General features: G+C 57.3%; 13 protein-coding genes. 10 read left to right on the top strand and 3 right to left on the bottom strand.

From position 1 onward, the window contains the following. Positions 1-6 precede the first annotated feature (6 nt). Positions 7-1665, bottom strand: coding sequence for an NAD-dependent epimerase/dehydratase family protein (locus AC07UB_RS16885; RefSeq protein WP_492790613.1), 1659 nt, complete (start codon positions 1663-1665; stop codon positions 7-9). 856 nt (positions 1666-2521) lie between these two features. On the opposite strand from AC07UB_RS16885, the gene AC07UB_RS16880 reads away from it, so the two are divergent. From AC07UB_RS16880 to AC07UB_RS16865, 4 genes are all read left to right on the top strand, one after another. Then, complete coding sequence (locus tag AC07UB_RS16880; RefSeq protein WP_492790612.1) at positions 2522-3271, top strand: oxygen-binding di-iron domain-containing protein; 750 nt, start codon at positions 2522-2524, stop codon at positions 3269-3271. Between the two features lie 54 nt (positions 3272-3325). After that, positions 3326-3727: an ester cyclase gene (locus AC07UB_RS16875; RefSeq protein WP_492790611.1), complete on the top strand. Its 402-nt coding sequence runs from the start codon at positions 3326-3328 to the stop codon at positions 3725-3727. A 1-nt stretch (position 3728) separates the two neighbouring features. Continuing rightward, complete coding sequence (locus AC07UB_RS16870) at positions 3729-4334, top strand: TetR/AcrR family transcriptional regulator (protein WP_492790610.1); 606 nt, start codon at positions 3729-3731, stop codon at positions 4332-4334. A gap of 72 nt (positions 4335-4406) precedes the next feature. Continuing rightward, positions 4407-4970: a c-type cytochrome gene (locus AC07UB_RS16865; protein ID WP_492790609.1), complete on the top strand. Its 564-nt coding sequence runs from the start codon at positions 4407-4409 to the stop codon at positions 4968-4970. A gap of 95 nt (positions 4971-5065) precedes the next feature. Here AC07UB_RS16865 and AC07UB_RS16860 read toward each other — a convergent pair whose 3' ends face one another. Then, complete coding sequence (locus AC07UB_RS16860) at positions 5066-6196, bottom strand: helix-turn-helix transcriptional regulator (protein ID WP_492790608.1); 1131 nt, start codon at positions 6194-6196, stop codon at positions 5066-5068. Between the two features lie 306 nt (positions 6197-6502). Here AC07UB_RS16860 and AC07UB_RS16855 point away from each other — a divergent pair, with 306 nt between their 5' ends. Then, positions 6503-7591: a hypothetical protein gene (locus AC07UB_RS16855; RefSeq protein WP_492790607.1), complete on the top strand. Its 1089-nt coding sequence runs from the start codon at positions 6503-6505 to the stop codon at positions 7589-7591. A 135-nt stretch (positions 7592-7726) separates the two neighbouring features. Here the strand turns inward: AC07UB_RS16855 and AC07UB_RS16850 are convergent, their stop codons facing one another. After that, positions 7727-8380: a TetR/AcrR family transcriptional regulator gene (locus tag AC07UB_RS16850; RefSeq protein WP_492790606.1), complete on the bottom strand. Its 654-nt coding sequence runs from the start codon at positions 8378-8380 to the stop codon at positions 7727-7729. 740 nt (positions 8381-9120) lie between these two features. Between AC07UB_RS16850 and AC07UB_RS16845 the strand changes: the two genes are divergently transcribed. From AC07UB_RS16845 to AC07UB_RS16825, 5 genes are all read left to right on the top strand, one after another. Continuing rightward, positions 9121-10767, top strand: a complete 1647-nt coding sequence (locus tag AC07UB_RS16845; RefSeq protein WP_492790605.1) for a fatty acid--CoA ligase — start codon at positions 9121-9123, stop codon at positions 10765-10767. 180 nt (positions 10768-10947) lie between these two features. Next, positions 10948-11334: a phasin family protein gene (locus tag AC07UB_RS16840; protein ID WP_492790604.1), complete on the top strand. Its 387-nt coding sequence runs from the start codon at positions 10948-10950 to the stop codon at positions 11332-11334. A 220-nt stretch (positions 11335-11554) separates the two neighbouring features. After that, entirely contained in the window at positions 11555-12325 is a 771-nt protein-coding gene (locus AC07UB_RS16835; protein ID WP_492790603.1) for an acetoacetate decarboxylase, read from the top strand. Positions 12326-12334: 9 nt separating this feature from the next. Then, positions 12335-13297, top strand: coding sequence for a 3-hydroxyacyl-CoA dehydrogenase NAD-binding domain-containing protein (locus AC07UB_RS16830; RefSeq protein ID WP_492790602.1), 963 nt, complete (start codon positions 12335-12337; stop codon positions 13295-13297). 66 nt (positions 13298-13363) lie between these two features. After that, the gene (locus tag AC07UB_RS16825) at positions 13364-14566 is read left to right on the top strand and encodes a CaiB/BaiF CoA transferase family protein (protein WP_492790601.1); all 1203 of its coding nucleotides are present in this window, start codon (positions 13364-13366) and stop codon (positions 14564-14566) included. Positions 14567-14572 lie beyond the last annotated feature (6 nt).

The following is a 14572-nucleotide window of genomic DNA, read 5'->3' as shown; positions in this document are numbered from 1 at the left end:
TGTCCTTTAAGCTGCGGCTGTCTGTCTCACTCCGTGACTCGGAGCGATGCGATCGATTTTCATGTATTCGGCTTCCCAGCCTGTAATCTTGAAGCTACCGAAGCTCTGGCTGCCGCATTCCTTCAGATAGAGGACGTTGCTGTAGTTCGGCAGGGAATAGTGACCCACTTCATTCGATCGCACGACCGAGATGACCTGCGTTATGCCGCGTTCGAGCGTCCACGCCGGTTCGAATCCGAGCTGGTTGCGGATCTTCGCGAAAGACACACGATAGTTGCGCTTGTCCGTGCAGTTGTTGTCGGAAACGATCCGAGCGTCCGGCACTTGTGCTTTGATGAGCGCTGCGAGTTCGCCGAGCGTGTAGTTCTGGGTATCGCTGCCGACATTGAATACTTCGCCAGCGACGTCTGCAACCGGAGCCGTGAGAGCCGTCACGATGGCTCTTGCAACGTCATCCACATGCACGAAGGGGCGCCACTGATCCGCACCGAAAACCGTGATGACCCCGTCACGAACGGCTTTCGCACACAGCAAATTGGCCACGAGATCAAAACGTGTGCGGCCGGAAATACCGTAGACCGTGGCGAAGCGCAGGCATGTCACGGCGAAATCATCGCTGTTGAGTGTGCCGAGTAGCGCTTCAGATGCGACTTTACTGCGTGCATAAAGTGACTGAGGGTTGAAGTGGGAAGTTTCGTCCACCATTTCGTCGCAAGCACCGTAGACTGAGCATGAACTGGCGAAGATGAAGCGCTTGGCGCCGCGTGCCTTGGCGATTTCGCCAACGAGCTTGGTCGCCGTGACGTTGATGTCGACGGTGAGGTCAGGGTCGACCGCGCATGCCGGATCGCCCACAAGGCCGCCAAGGTGTATCACCGCGCCTATACCGCTCATGACGCGGGTGAGAACTTCAATGTGCCGAAAATCTTCCCGGACGATCGTCAGCTCTGGATGTCCGGCAACGCGCGCAAGCGGTTCATCACCATAATGCATGGCGTCGAGAACCGTGACATGCTTCCCGAGATTCAGCAGCTTCTCGACCAGCGCAGAGCCGATATAGCCCGCGCCGCCGATCACCAGTACCCGCGACTCGTCGGGGCTTTCATGCGCGTCCGATCCGCCGGGCTCCCGATCTTCGGAGCGCAGAACGAAAGAGATCATTCGCGCAACGCAGGCGAGAAGCGTCGCGCCTGTAATGGTCGTCAAAAGAATGCGAGGCGTGATGCCGGAAGCGGACGGCGCAAACGCAAGGATGACGCCTCCAATAATCAGCAACACGAGATTGATCCGGATGATACTGCTGATCTTTGTCGTGAGAGAGTAGCCGTGCCGGCACGTATAGAGGCCGGCATCAGCGTAGGTGATAAAGATCATGAGCGAGAAGAGCCCAAGGAACGGAAAAATATATTTTGTTTCGGCGATGGCGGCGAGATTCCGTTCTTCTATGAAGAACCAGCCAAACAGAAATGCCGCCCATAGGGAGCTGGCGTCGGCTGCGATACGTAGTGCGGAGCCTTTGGTTGGGCGCAATGCAAAGAACGCCTCGAAGGAAATCAAACGATGCAACAAAGTCATACGCGTTACTCCGGGCAACAGACCGCGGACACATACATTTGCTCGGATAAAACCGAGCGAAATGCGATGCAGAGAGAACTTGGATTGCAATCTCCAGCTTGCGTCTTTTTACTTTTTTATTCTGAGGTCGATTCCTGTTGTTAGTCGCCAGACAACCGGCCGGCCGTTTATTATAGCGCGGTCGGAATTTTTGGCTGATGACTAAACCGGAGTACTACCGTCGCAGGCGAGCGCACCTCGTGAAGACGAGGGGAGGTACTTACAAATGGGTACTTTATGATGCTGCTTTTGCGGATGTCAGCGTTCGATGGTGATGCGCAGCTTCAACCGAGCCTTGACCCGAAATGGATGATGTCCGAGCTGAATAGCTTATAGTGTTGCAACGGCGGAGAGCGAACCGAAGCAAATCGCATCGCAATGGTACGAAGCCTTTGCATGCCATGAAGCTGAGTTGCTCGGGAGGATACTGGCGCCGAGCTTGGTCTATATTCCATGGTCCGGAGGCGGCAAAGCGACAATGGCGGTGCGGAGCTTCAAGCGCATGCGGACTACATTTGAGCGCCAGATGGGCACGAATCCCATTCTTGTGTCCTGAAGCTGCAGATATCCACCGGGTGGCGCTCCGGTTGTAAGCAGCACGCTCAAGATCGTCGAAGTCGCCCGCAGCATACTGGCGGCCGCTTGGGTCAAAAAAGCGCAGTGAATGCGTGGTCCCGCTGACCGGCAGATGTTCCGGCTGCTACCTACCCCGTTGGGGCCCTTCCTTGTCCGAAGCAGATAACGGGTTGTTATTAAAGGTGTTTATACGTAACGAGATTTTAGTATTGACATGAGACGATTATCTCATTAGATAAAACTTATCTCGTTTAGTGGCGCGCTTTTTTCAACTGCCATATGCCTGACGGATGTCCGGGGCAGGCACGCGCCGATTTTTCGGGGGAAAGTCATGGAAACCCAAATCACCGAAATTGCCGATGGTATCTATCGTCTCTCAACATTTGTGCCGGATATCGCGCCACCGGCAGGTTTCACCTTCAACCAGTTTCTCGTCCTCGGGGATGAGCCTCTGATGTTCCACACCGGCTTGCGAAAGATGTTCACGCTCAATAGCGAGGCGCTTGCTCGGATCGTTTCGCCTGAAAAGCTGCGCTGGATTGCTTACGGCCATTTCGAGGCGGACGAATGCGGAGCCATGAATGAATGGCTGTCGATTGCACCGCACGCGACCGCCGCCCATGGGAACACCGGCTGTATGGTGTCCCTCAACGATTTTGCCGATCGTCCACCGCGCGTCCTCAACGATGGCGACGTAGTTGATATTGGCGGTGGCAAGCGGGTGCGCTTTATTGACACTCCCCACACGCCACATGGCTGGGATGCCGGTGTCATGTATGAGGAATCGACCGGCACGCTTCTGTGTGGGGATCTGTTCACACAGCTCGGCAACAGTTCGGCGCTAACGGATCGTGATATTGTCGGCCCCGCCATCGAAGCCGAAGACTTATTCAAGTATTCAGGACTCAATCCCGAGATGGGGACGACGATACGCGCGTTGTCGAAGCTGACGCCAAAAACGCTTGCGCTCATGCACGGTCCTTCGTTTTCCGGCGACGGCGCCGCAGCGTTGTGCGCGCTGGCAGATGACTACGATCGACGCATGCGGATCGCCGCGCTTTCGAACGTCAAGGCAGCTTGAATTTCGTATTCATAGCCAGAAAGGGCGACTTCTATGGCACTGACTTCGAGACAGATGGACGACAAGATGGACGAGCATTTCGCGTTCGAAGGGAACGACGACGTTGACGGCGTGCTTGCCACTCTGACCGATGATGTGGATCATGACATTGTGGGCTGGCCGTTAGGTCCTTCGCGTGGTCATGAAGGCGCGCGCCGTTTCTATGAAACAATGTTTGTTGACCTTGCCGACAGTAAGGTGCGGTGTGTGAAACGACTCTATGGGTCGAATTTTATGGTCGATGAATCGATCTGGTCAGGCAAGGCGCCAGGAAGGCCGTTCGGGCTGGAAGGGCGAAACCGACCCCTTGAGTTCAGGTTGCTTCACGTCCTAGAGTTTGCCGAGAGTGGCGATATCAAGCGTGAGAATGTCTGGATCGATCTGGCCGCCATCATGCAGCAATTGCCACAGGACTGACGTGACACAATCGGAATCATTGGGGCGTCCGAACCAGAAAGCCCGCACACGGAAGGATCTCCTTCAGGCTGCGGCCCAGTTGATCAAGCAGGGCCGCACGCCAACCTTGGAGGAGGTCGCCGAGGCTGCCTTGGTATCGCGCGCAACAGCATACAGATACTTTCCGAGCGTTGAAGCTCTTATGGTGGAAGCGGTAGTTGACGTCGCCGTGCCTGAGCCTGGGGAGTTCTTCCGAAATGAGACGTCGCGTGATCCGGTGGCGCGGTTGCAGCGTGTTGAAACCACGCTCTACGATATGATCCTGGCGAACGAGTCGTTGCTGCGCAACATGCTCGCTTACACCATCCAGAGGGACTTCCTCACCGATGGCGATGCCAAGTTGCCGAAGCGCCAGGATCGTCGCACGCCGTTGATTGAAGCGGCGCTGGAGCCGGCGCGCGACCAGTTCAAGCTGGCCGATCTACGCATGCTCACGAAGGCGCTTGCGCTGGTCATGGGCCCGGAAGCAACCATCGTTATCAAGGATGTTCTGCGTCTCCCCGATGAGGATGCGCGAAAGGTCAAGCGCTGGGTCATCCGCTCACTTGTCGAAGCGGCAAAAAAGTAAATACTTCTGGTCGGGAAGTTTTTCCCGCGTTCCGAACTCACGATCTGTTTTTCATAAACTGGTGGATTAGCCATGATCGACATTATTCATACGTTGTACCGAACCGTCTCCAGGATCGCTGTTCGTCTTGCAGCAGTGGCTGCGGCGTTGACATTCGTCATGTGCTGTGCGGCCTCTGCCCAAAACGCCCAGATCAAGCGCGGCCAGTATCTGGTTTCCTTCGGAGGCTGTAACGATTGCCACACGCCAGGATATTTCTTCGGTAAACCGGACACGGCACGTTATCTCGGCGGTTCGGAAGTCGGATTTGAAATTCCAGGCCTCGGCGTATTTCACGGCCCGAATCTCACGCCGGATCGTGAGACCGGGCTTGGCCAATGGTCATCGGAGGATATTGCGGCAGCAATTACCAAAGGCCGGCGGCCCGATGGCCGGATGCTGGCGCCGATCATGCCCTGGCATGCATTCGCCAATCTCACGCGCCAGGATACTCTAGCCATTGTCGCCTTTCTCAAGAGTCTGCCGCCCGTGAAGAACAAGGTCCCTGGTCCCTTTGGACCCGACGACAAGCCAGTGTCATTTGTGATGAAGATCGTGCCGCCCGCCAGTTCCGCAAGCGCGGCAGAGCAAAAATAGTGATCTATAAATATGAGACCCTGGCGTGCTTTGGTGGAGCTGCAGCGTAGCGTGGAAGCGCCCGCTTCCACCTACTATGTTGCAGAGCGGCGAAATCAGGTTGATAGCGGAGTGCTGATCTCGCTTAGGAGCTTCACCAAATCGGCCTGGCGCGACATCCCTGTTTTCGCGTAAATCCTGTTGAGATGGGTTTTTAGCGTATTCTCGCTAATGCCCAAGGTCTCCGAACCCGATGCAGAGGTCGAACCACCTCCGATTGTCCGGAGCACACGGGCTTCGGCCGGTGTCAGCTCAAACAACGTGGCAAGAACTGCTTCGGGCATCGGCGACGCGGATGTCGTCGTCGAAATAAAGATCGCTGCGCATGCAGGTCTAAGCGCTGAACGAGTTACGCCCTGATTTAGCGGAAGGACGTAGGCCACCGCAGGCGGTTTACCCCTCGCCGATATGGGGAGACCGATTCCTTTTGATCCCACTGAAAGGTCCGAGGAGCCGCTTGTTAGGGCTTGAAGTAGCGCGTCACCGATAGCTGGATTTTCAGGTTGTATTCTCCTGTCTTGCCGCTGGATCGGTCCTCCATCGGCGAACATCTTTTCCGCGCGCATATTCGCGTAAAGAATTTCACCGCGTGCATCTGTCAGCACGATCGGCACGGCGAGGTTCTGAAGAGTATCGCGAAAGCGGAGGGTGGCCAGCCGCGCATTATCCAGCAAGTCGCCGATGAGAGCCGCGCGGCGAAGGTGAGGAGATAATAGAGCTAGAAATTTCTCATCGTCCGGGTCAAACGCGGCGCGGCTCATACGTGTCGTGACCCCCAGGAGACCTATCCGGTCCGGCGTATGCACGAATTTTGTGATGCAGCCTTCGCGCAATCCTTGCGGGCCAGCCCAATCGCGAAAGAACTGCGTTTGCTGAAGTTCGCCTTCCGACATTAATGACAATGTGGAAATTGGCGCATCGACGTCTCCGGTCACAGCAGCCTTGAGACCTGGAATTTGGTCAAAGTCATATTCTTCCAGCTCACGCATGCGTGCCGGCTCCCAAGGCGATTGGGCAGCAAAACGGCCTTGATTGTCGGATATACCGGCTAACGCGATAGTGGTGTACGCGGCATCCATGGTCCGCGTAATACGAGTCAAAACATCAGGCCAACCGTCTGGATTCAATGCACAGTCGTAAATATCGCCGATGATCGAAGAGAGAGTCTCGTTGCTTACGGCAGCCATTCTTGGCCTTTTAAGGTTCTGTGCTCGTTGTGTGTGCGAAAGGCGAGGTCAAGTCAAACTGTGTGATTCTTGCCACCACGCGATGTTGAATCGTTCGCCTCATACCTGGGGGTGACGACACGTTACACCCGGCCCAATAGCCATAAGTTCTCGATTTCCGGGATGAATCGGTGTTGAGGGCGTTTGGGAGCTGATTTTGCGATTTGCGGAATGTCCGCCTCGCTGTGCCTTCAGTCCGACCCATGTCTGGCTTCCCGAAATCCGCAGCGTACATTTTATTCGCGTCATTGCCATTGGAATTAACGTATGAAATTGACTGTACTGCACACGGTTGCGCTGATTACTTTGATGTCCGCCGCAACCGCAAATGCCGACGATGTTTCTCTTCGGCGGCAGCAGCCAATCCCGTCATTTGAGGGCGCCGGCTTTTACGCCTCGATTGAGGGATCGTCGCAAACCATCAATCTGCCAGCCTACGATCTCGGCTGGAAACTGACCGACTACACCACGGGAGCCAATCGCGGGCCGTCCGAGACTTACAAGCCTCGCGTCGATGGCTATGGCATCGCGGGCACAGCTGGGTATGTCGCGCCGGACGGAACGTTTGCGAACATGTGGGGCCGCAATGTTCGGCTTGAAATCGGCGCGTCCTACATCCACGCCAGCGGAACAACGACCGGCCGGAGTGCCGATATTGCGGGCTTTGGCTACAGCTATGCCGCGCAGATGCTGGGCGGTGGCTTTGGTGAAACCAACGGTTTCGGCAGCACGTCATGGACCAACTCGACGCTCACGACCGATTACACTGCCTGGAAAATCGGCCTGAAGTCCGCAGCAGACCATTCCTTTGGCCCGGTGACATTGACGCCGTCGCTGTCCGTCTTCGCAGGTCACGCAAGCAACAACCAGACTTTCTTTCAGCAACTGAACACCGGTGTATCGCCCTCGAACCGGAATTATCGCGCGAACTCCTTGCTCGGCTGGACTGATTGGGGCGCACGCGCTGGGCTCGACGGAAAATGGCAACTCGCGAACTGGTTGAGCGTCGGCCTCGGCGGAAACATTGGGACCGCCTGGCGTGATGTTTCGATGAATGCGAGTGACGAGTACAACCATCTGGGTGTGGGCGGCTATACTGTCTATTCCGCCGCAGCTGGAAGCCATGCCACCGCGCCACTGCTCGCCAGCGCTGAAGCCAGCGCGACAATCCAGCCGCTTGCCGGTGTCTCACTGAAAGTTTTCGGCGGCCTGAATTTCGACAGCCGCGTTCCTGGTATGTTGGCGGCCTCCTTTGTCGGCGGCGCTCCCACTGGCGTTACCCCGGCCGGAATCAAGTTCGCGTCGGAAACCAGTTATTACGCTGGCGGACGCCTGACGGTCGGGTTCAATCCTTAAGATCGTTATCGTGTTTTCCGGATGCGCCGTATCCGCTTTGTCGGGAGATGTCGCCGAAGCTAGCCGATTTCTTTGATGATTGTCAGGAGATGGGTGTAGCGGTAGTTCTCGCCAGACTGCGATTATCCCATAGCTTCAAGAGTTTCGTTTTTCACCAACGCTATTTTTGGTCGCGGCGGTGCTGGCGGCGCCCCGTACCATCAGGGCTATCTGCCGACCAACATCGTCGACACTCAAGCGACCGCCTGCGGTGTACCAGAACACCGTCCAGTTCATGGCGCCAAGGATCGACAGCCGAAATGCGTGCCGGTCGCAATCGGCGCGCAGAGGCAAATCGTCGATGAGGCTGGCGAAGATCTGCTCGTATTCGTCGCGCTGACGGACAAGTTTTCGGACACCCTTGAGATTGTAGTAGCGCGGCGGCGTGAGGATCGCGCGAGTCACGCTGCCGCCGAGCAATATCCGGCAGTGCGCAGCGATGGCCTCGTCGAGCCGCTTCCAGGGCTCTTTGATTTCAGCAATGGCGGTCTCGACCTCCTGGCGCATCGCCGTGAGGCTTTCCTGGTGCACCGTGAAGAGCAGGTCTTCCTTAGACGGAAAGTGATAGTACAGCGAACCGGACAGAACGCCTGACGCGGCTGCGATGTCGCGGATCGACGTGCCTTCAAATCCGTTGCGCGCAAACAGTTCGGACGCTGCGGCAATGATCTGCCGGCGGCGATCGGGACCCTTTCGCAAGGATTTCGGCTTTTTTGTACGAGCCTTCGCGCGCCCTAAGGGCTTCGTCATCTTCTTCTCAGTCCGTCAACAATGAAGAACCTGGCTGCAACGTAAGATTTGGCCACTCCTGGCTTCCAATCGCCTCGGCAGGGTTTGCAGAAACCATTTCGCGGAGTGCAGACCATCTACACTTTTGGGGAGGCATTGTCGAGAATCGATCAAGCGACCGATAGACGCGAGAGTCCGCTAACCGACGTCACAGGCCGCCGCGTCGCCGCGGCTCGTGAGGCTGCATTTCAAGCCGGTGCGCCTTGGCCCGCAGTGCGTCGATCAGACACGCCGGTCTTTATCAGCGCACTGGCAGTGCTCGCTCGGGCCGTTTCATTCGACCCGCCCATCATTGCGGTGCATCGATGCTTGCCGGCGGCAGCTCATCACGGCCCCGCTTATACATTCGGCTTGACTTACTATTCAATCAAGCGAACGATAGAATAAGAAATGCTCGGCCGTCTTCCGCTGGATTTTTCCGGTGCGGGGCAAAAGGAGACAAGCCGAGCAAACAAAACGGACGGAAACAATTCCGCCGGCACGAGGAGCGCCGTGAACGACCCAGCTTTTTCCGGATTTCGGAAACCTGTGGTGCAAACTGCTGCGCCTCCGGGAAGACGCCGGTTGTTCATCGGGTGCGTCGTCGTGAAAGGCACCGACTTCAGCGAATTCATCGATCAAGCGACCACGTCTTGTAACGCGTTCCTTTGGATTTGAGGTGAAAGGGTCGCTGACGTCATCCAGCCCTTAAGGAGAAATCAATGTCTGATTTCCTGATCGAGCACACACCGTCGGCCTACAGATATCCGCTCCTGATCAAACACCTTCTTCACACGCCGATGACACAGTCGGCCGATCAGGAGATCGTATACCGCGACATCAGCCGCTACACATATCGCGATCTGCGCGAGCGAATTGGACGTCTTGCGAGCGGTTTGACTTCGAAAGGCGTTCGCCGCGGCGATGTCGTGGGCGTGCTGGATTGGGATAGCCATCGCTATCTGGAATCCTATTTTGCAATCCCGATGCTGGGGGCCACGCTTCAAACCGTCAATATCCGTCTGTCGCCCGAACAGGTTCTGTTCACCCTCAATCACGCGCGTCCGAAACTGCTGCTGGTGAACGTTGAGTTTCTTCCGCTGATCGAGCAGTTGCACGGTCAGCTTGAATCCGTCGAAGGCATCATCTTGATGTCGGACGACGGTGTCTTTCCGAGCAGCTCGATCAAAACTGTTGGTCATTATGAAGAGATGCTGGGCAAGAGCGCTCCCGATTTCACGTTCGAGGATTTTGACGAGAACACCCGCGCGACGCTGTTTTACACGACCGGGACCACAGGCGCGCCGAAAGGCGTTTATTTCAGCCATCGCCAGCTCGTGCTGCACACGCTGATCGATCTGGTCGGGTTCGGCTCGCCTGCGCGGCAAGGGCGCTTCCACCGCGAAGATGTATACATGCCGATCACGCCGATGTTTCACGTCCACGGCTGGGGTTTGCCTTACGCTGCGACTGCAGCCGGTGTGAAGCAGGTCTATCCCGGCCGATACCAACCCGAGCTGCTTCTGAACCTGATCAAGACTGAGGGCGTTACTTTCAGTCATTGCGTTCCAACGATCCTGCAAATGTTGCTGTCGGCTCCCAACAGCAAGGACGTCGATCTCTCCAAGCTGAAAATGGTGATCGGGGGCGCGGCGCTAACCAGAGCGCTGGCCAAGGCCGCGATGCAGCGCGGCATCGACATCTTTGCCGGCTATGGCATGTCGGAGTCCGGCCCTATCCTGACGATCGCGCAGCTCAAGGAGCATGAGCTCACGGGTGACCTTGATGCAGAGGCCGAGCTTCGCACCAAGACAGGGACGCCGGTGCCGCTGGTCGACTTCCGCATCGTGGATGCCGAGATGAAAGACGTCGCTCACGACGGCCGTACCCCGGGCGAAATCGTAGTCCGCGCGCCCTGGTTGACGATGGGATACCTCAACAATCCGTCATCCTCGGAAAAGCTCTGGGAAGGCGGTTATTTGCACACCGGCGACATTGGCACCATGACCGCCCACGGCGTCGTTCAGATCACCGACAGGATCAAGGACGTGATCAAGACCGGCGGGGAATGGATTTCGTCGATCGAACTTGAGGATATCCTGCTCCAGATGCCGGGCCTGCGCGAGGCGGCGATCATCGGCGTCGCGGATGCAAAATGGGGCGAGCGTCCGCTAGCCATCCTGGTCGCTCATCCGGGTGGCAACGTGGACGATGTGGCTGTGCAGAAGCATGTAAAAAGCTATGCCGAAAAAGGCGCCATTTCGCGCTTCGCGATTCCGGACCGGATCATGTTCGTCGATGCTCTGGACAAGACCAGCGTCGGCAAGATCGACAAAAAGGTGCTGCGCGCAAAATACGGGGACGGTTAAGCCGCTACCGAAGAAATAGACCGCGATCCGGATTAATTGATCGATCGCTTGATTAGTCGAAAGCGGTCTGGCTATGATGAGGTCAGACAACGACATGGAGTAGGCAAAAAAGCTCCAGGCACAACAGTACAACCGGGAGGGAAAATGGCCGACAAGACAGTCATGGATATGCTCGCCGACATGGCGAAGCAGATCAATCTGCCGAAGATTGATTACGAGGCGTTTCTCGACATCCACCGCAAGAATATCGAAGCCATGCAGAAGTCTGTGGCGGTGCTGTCGGACGGTGGGCGCGCCGTCTTCGCAAAACAGCAGGAAATCCTGTTGGAGGTTGCGCGCGAGGCGCGGCTGTTGATCGCTGACTTCAAGCCGGGCGGTTCTCCGCAGGAAGTTGCAACCAAGCAGGCGGAACTGACCAAGCGCATTTTTGAAGCAACCGTCAAAAACACCAGGGACATTGCTGAACTGGTTCAGAAGTCGAGCAGCGAAGCGCCCAAAATCATTCTCGGTCGCATGCGCGAAAGCTTTGCCGAGGCGCGCACGGCCATTGAAGCAAAAAAGTTCTGAGTTCTCATGTCTGACGTTGCGGGCGGCATCTGCTGCAACGCGGAAGAATTGGCGCATTGCACGTCGTCTCCGCGGCAGCCTCACGACTTAGCCATGATCCGGCTTGCAGTGACAGGCTCAATGGTTCGTACTGGTGGCGGGTGTGGAGCGCAGCGGGGAGGTTGCGAGGCCGTCGCCAATACCGAACGCTGAAACGTCTAACTCAAGGGTGAGCGTCAAGATGAAAAAAGAGGACGTACTCAAGCAATACACAACACCGACAGGAGCTCCGGCTTTCGTCCCGGGGCCACATCGCTTCACCTCTCGGGAATATCTCAACATCACCTACCGGACGGATCGGGAAGCCCTTCAGAAACAGGTGCCCGAGCCGCTCGAAGTCGACGAGCCCCTGGTGCGCTTCGAAGTGATGAACATGCCTGATACCACAGGCTACGGCTCGTATGTTGAATGCGGACAGGCCGCGGTCGTGCGTCACGGCGATGAAGTCGGCGAATACATTATCGGAATGTATCTCGACAACCTGCCTGCGATTGCCGCGGGCCGCGAACTCAGCGCGTTTCCGAAAAAGCTGGGTTCGGCGAAGCTGTTTGTCGATTCCGATACGTTGGTGGGAACGCTGGATTACGGCACACTGAGCGTCGCCCGCGCGACGATGGGCTACAAGCACAAGCCGATGGATCTGGAAAAGGCGCGACAGGAAATCTGCGTGCCGACGTTCATGTTGAAAATTCTTCCGAGCTACGAAAGGCGTCCGCGCATCTGCGAACTGGTCCGCACCGAGATCACCAACATCTCCGTGAGGGGCGCGTGGCGCGGGCCCGCCCGATTGCAGCTGTTTGAACATGTGCTGGCGCCGCTTGCGGACCTCCCCGTGCGTGAGATCATTTCGGCTACGCACATCCTGACCGATCTTACGCTGTCGCCGGCCACGGTCATCTACGACTATCTCAACGACAGCGCACCTGCTGCCGATCCCAAGAAGAAAAAGTAGGCGAATGCGATGGCCACAGCTCAGCAAGACATCCTGAACAGGTATTCAAAAGTCACTGTGATTGGCGCTGGCGTGATCGGCGCATCGTGGACGGCACTCTTTCTGGCGCATGGCCTTTCCGTTGTCGTCAACGATCCGCGCCCGGATGTCGAGACCATCGTTCGCGATTACATCCGCAATAACCTTTCGACCTTGAAAGAACTCGGATTGCCGACGGACAATCTGGAACGGAAGTTGAGCTTCGAGAGCGATCTCGAACGCTCGGTGGCCGGCGCCGACCTCGTTCAGGAAAATGGACCGGAGCGGATCGAATTCAAGCAGGATTTGTGGGCGCGCATCGACAAGGTGGTCGGCGGAAACACGCTGCTGGCGTCGTCAAGCTCCGCCAAGACCGCGACGGAGCAGGCGTTGAAGATGTCGCGGCCCGAGCGGTTGCTGGTGGGGCACCCGTTCAACCCGCCGCATTTGATTCCTCTGGTCGAGGTTGTGCCCGGCGAGAAGACGAGTCCGGAGGCCGTTGACGACGCCGTTGCATTCTACGCGGCGCTCGGAAAGGTGCCGCGCGTCGTGCGCAAGGAAATGCCGGGCTTCGTCGCGAACAGGCTGCAACGGGCGATCTTTCGGGAGTGTTGCTACCTGGTTATTCAGGGGGTCGTGAAGGTCGATGAACTCGACGACATCGTGACGAGTTCGATCGGCCTGCGCTGGGCGGCGGACGGGCCGTTCCGCTCGTTCCATCTCGGTGGCGGCGCTGGTGGCTTCAAGTCGTTCTTCAAGCAGTTTGGGCCCGGCCTCAACGAGGCTTGGAAGAACATGGCGCCGGTCAATCTGGACGAAGTCGCGCAGGACAGGATTATCGCGCAGGCCGAAGCGTCATTTGCCGCCCAGCCGCCTGAGAAACTCGAGGGCGAGCGCGATGCGAAGCAACTGGCCATTATCCGTGCGCTGAAGGCGGTGAAGGCTCAAGGATAAGCAGTAACAAAGGCTGCAATCGTGCCGTCCGAAAGGATCAAGGCGCGTTCTAAGGGAGGAATGAAAATGGGACTTCTGTTTGAAGGCTTAAAGGTGATCGACTGCGGCAGCTTCATCGCAGCGCCCGCTGCGGCCACGGTGCTCTCGGACTTCGGAGCCGACGTGATCAAGATCGAGCCGCCGGGAGCGGGCGATCCCTACCGGCATCTGACCAAGCTGCCCGGTCATCCAAAAAGCGACCAGAACTACGCCTGGATGATGGGCTCGCGAAACAAACGTAGCCTCGCGGTGGACATGGGTAAGCCCGAGGGCAGGGAAGCGATCCTGCGGCTGGCGTCAAAGGCGGATGTGTTTATCACCAATTACCCAGCCGCAGTGCGCAAGAAGCTCGGCATCGGTTACGAGACGCTTTCAGCGTTGAACGACCGGCTGATCTACGCGTCATTCTCCGGCTATGGCGAAAACGGCGCGGAGGCAACCAAGCCGGGATTCGACGTCACGGCTTGGTGGGCGCGATCCGGCCTGATGGATACCGTGCGTGCGTCGTCGCAATCGGTGCCGGTGCGTCCCGCCAACGGCATGGGCGACTACTCGGCGGGCTTCACGCTATTCTCCGGCATCGTGATGGCGCTCTATCAACGCCAGATCACCGGCAAGGGCACGGAGGTGTTGTCGTCACTGTTGGCGAACGGGCTTTGGGCCAACGGTTACAACGGACAGGCGGCGCTATGTGGCGCGACCTTCACCGATCGTCCGCCGCGTGAAGTCGCTTTCAATGCGCTGACGAACTACTACAAGTGCCGCGACGGAAAGTGGGTGATCCTGACCATCCTCAACGAGGAGAAGCAGTGGCCGGAATTCGTGAAATGCCTTGATCGTGAGGATCTGATCGAAGACCCGCGCTTTGCCAAAAAGGCTGACCGATTGGCGCGCTCGAAGGAGCTGATTGCGTTGCTCGACAAGGAGTTTGAGAAGCAGGACCGTGCCGATTTGCGCAAGCGGCTCACCAAGGCTGGGATCGTCTTTGACGTCGTGGCGACGCCGGAAGATATTCCAACCGATCAACAGCTTCACGATAACGATATCCTCATTCCCTTCGCCGACAGCGAAACAAAGACGATCAATTCGCCTATCGCTTTGCGTGGAGCCGACAAGGTGCAACCGCGGATGCCGCCTTCGGTGGGGCAGCACAGCGACGAGATTCTGAGGGAAGCGGGCTTCGATGCGGCGGTCATCGCGCAGATGCGGGCCGTCGGAGCGATTGGTTGAGGATGA

It is taken from the genome of Afipia sp. GW821-FHT04G03 (assembly GCF_059419985.1).
Note: the sequence above shows the minus strand (reverse complement) of the source record. Positions and strands in the feature narration are given on the sequence as shown.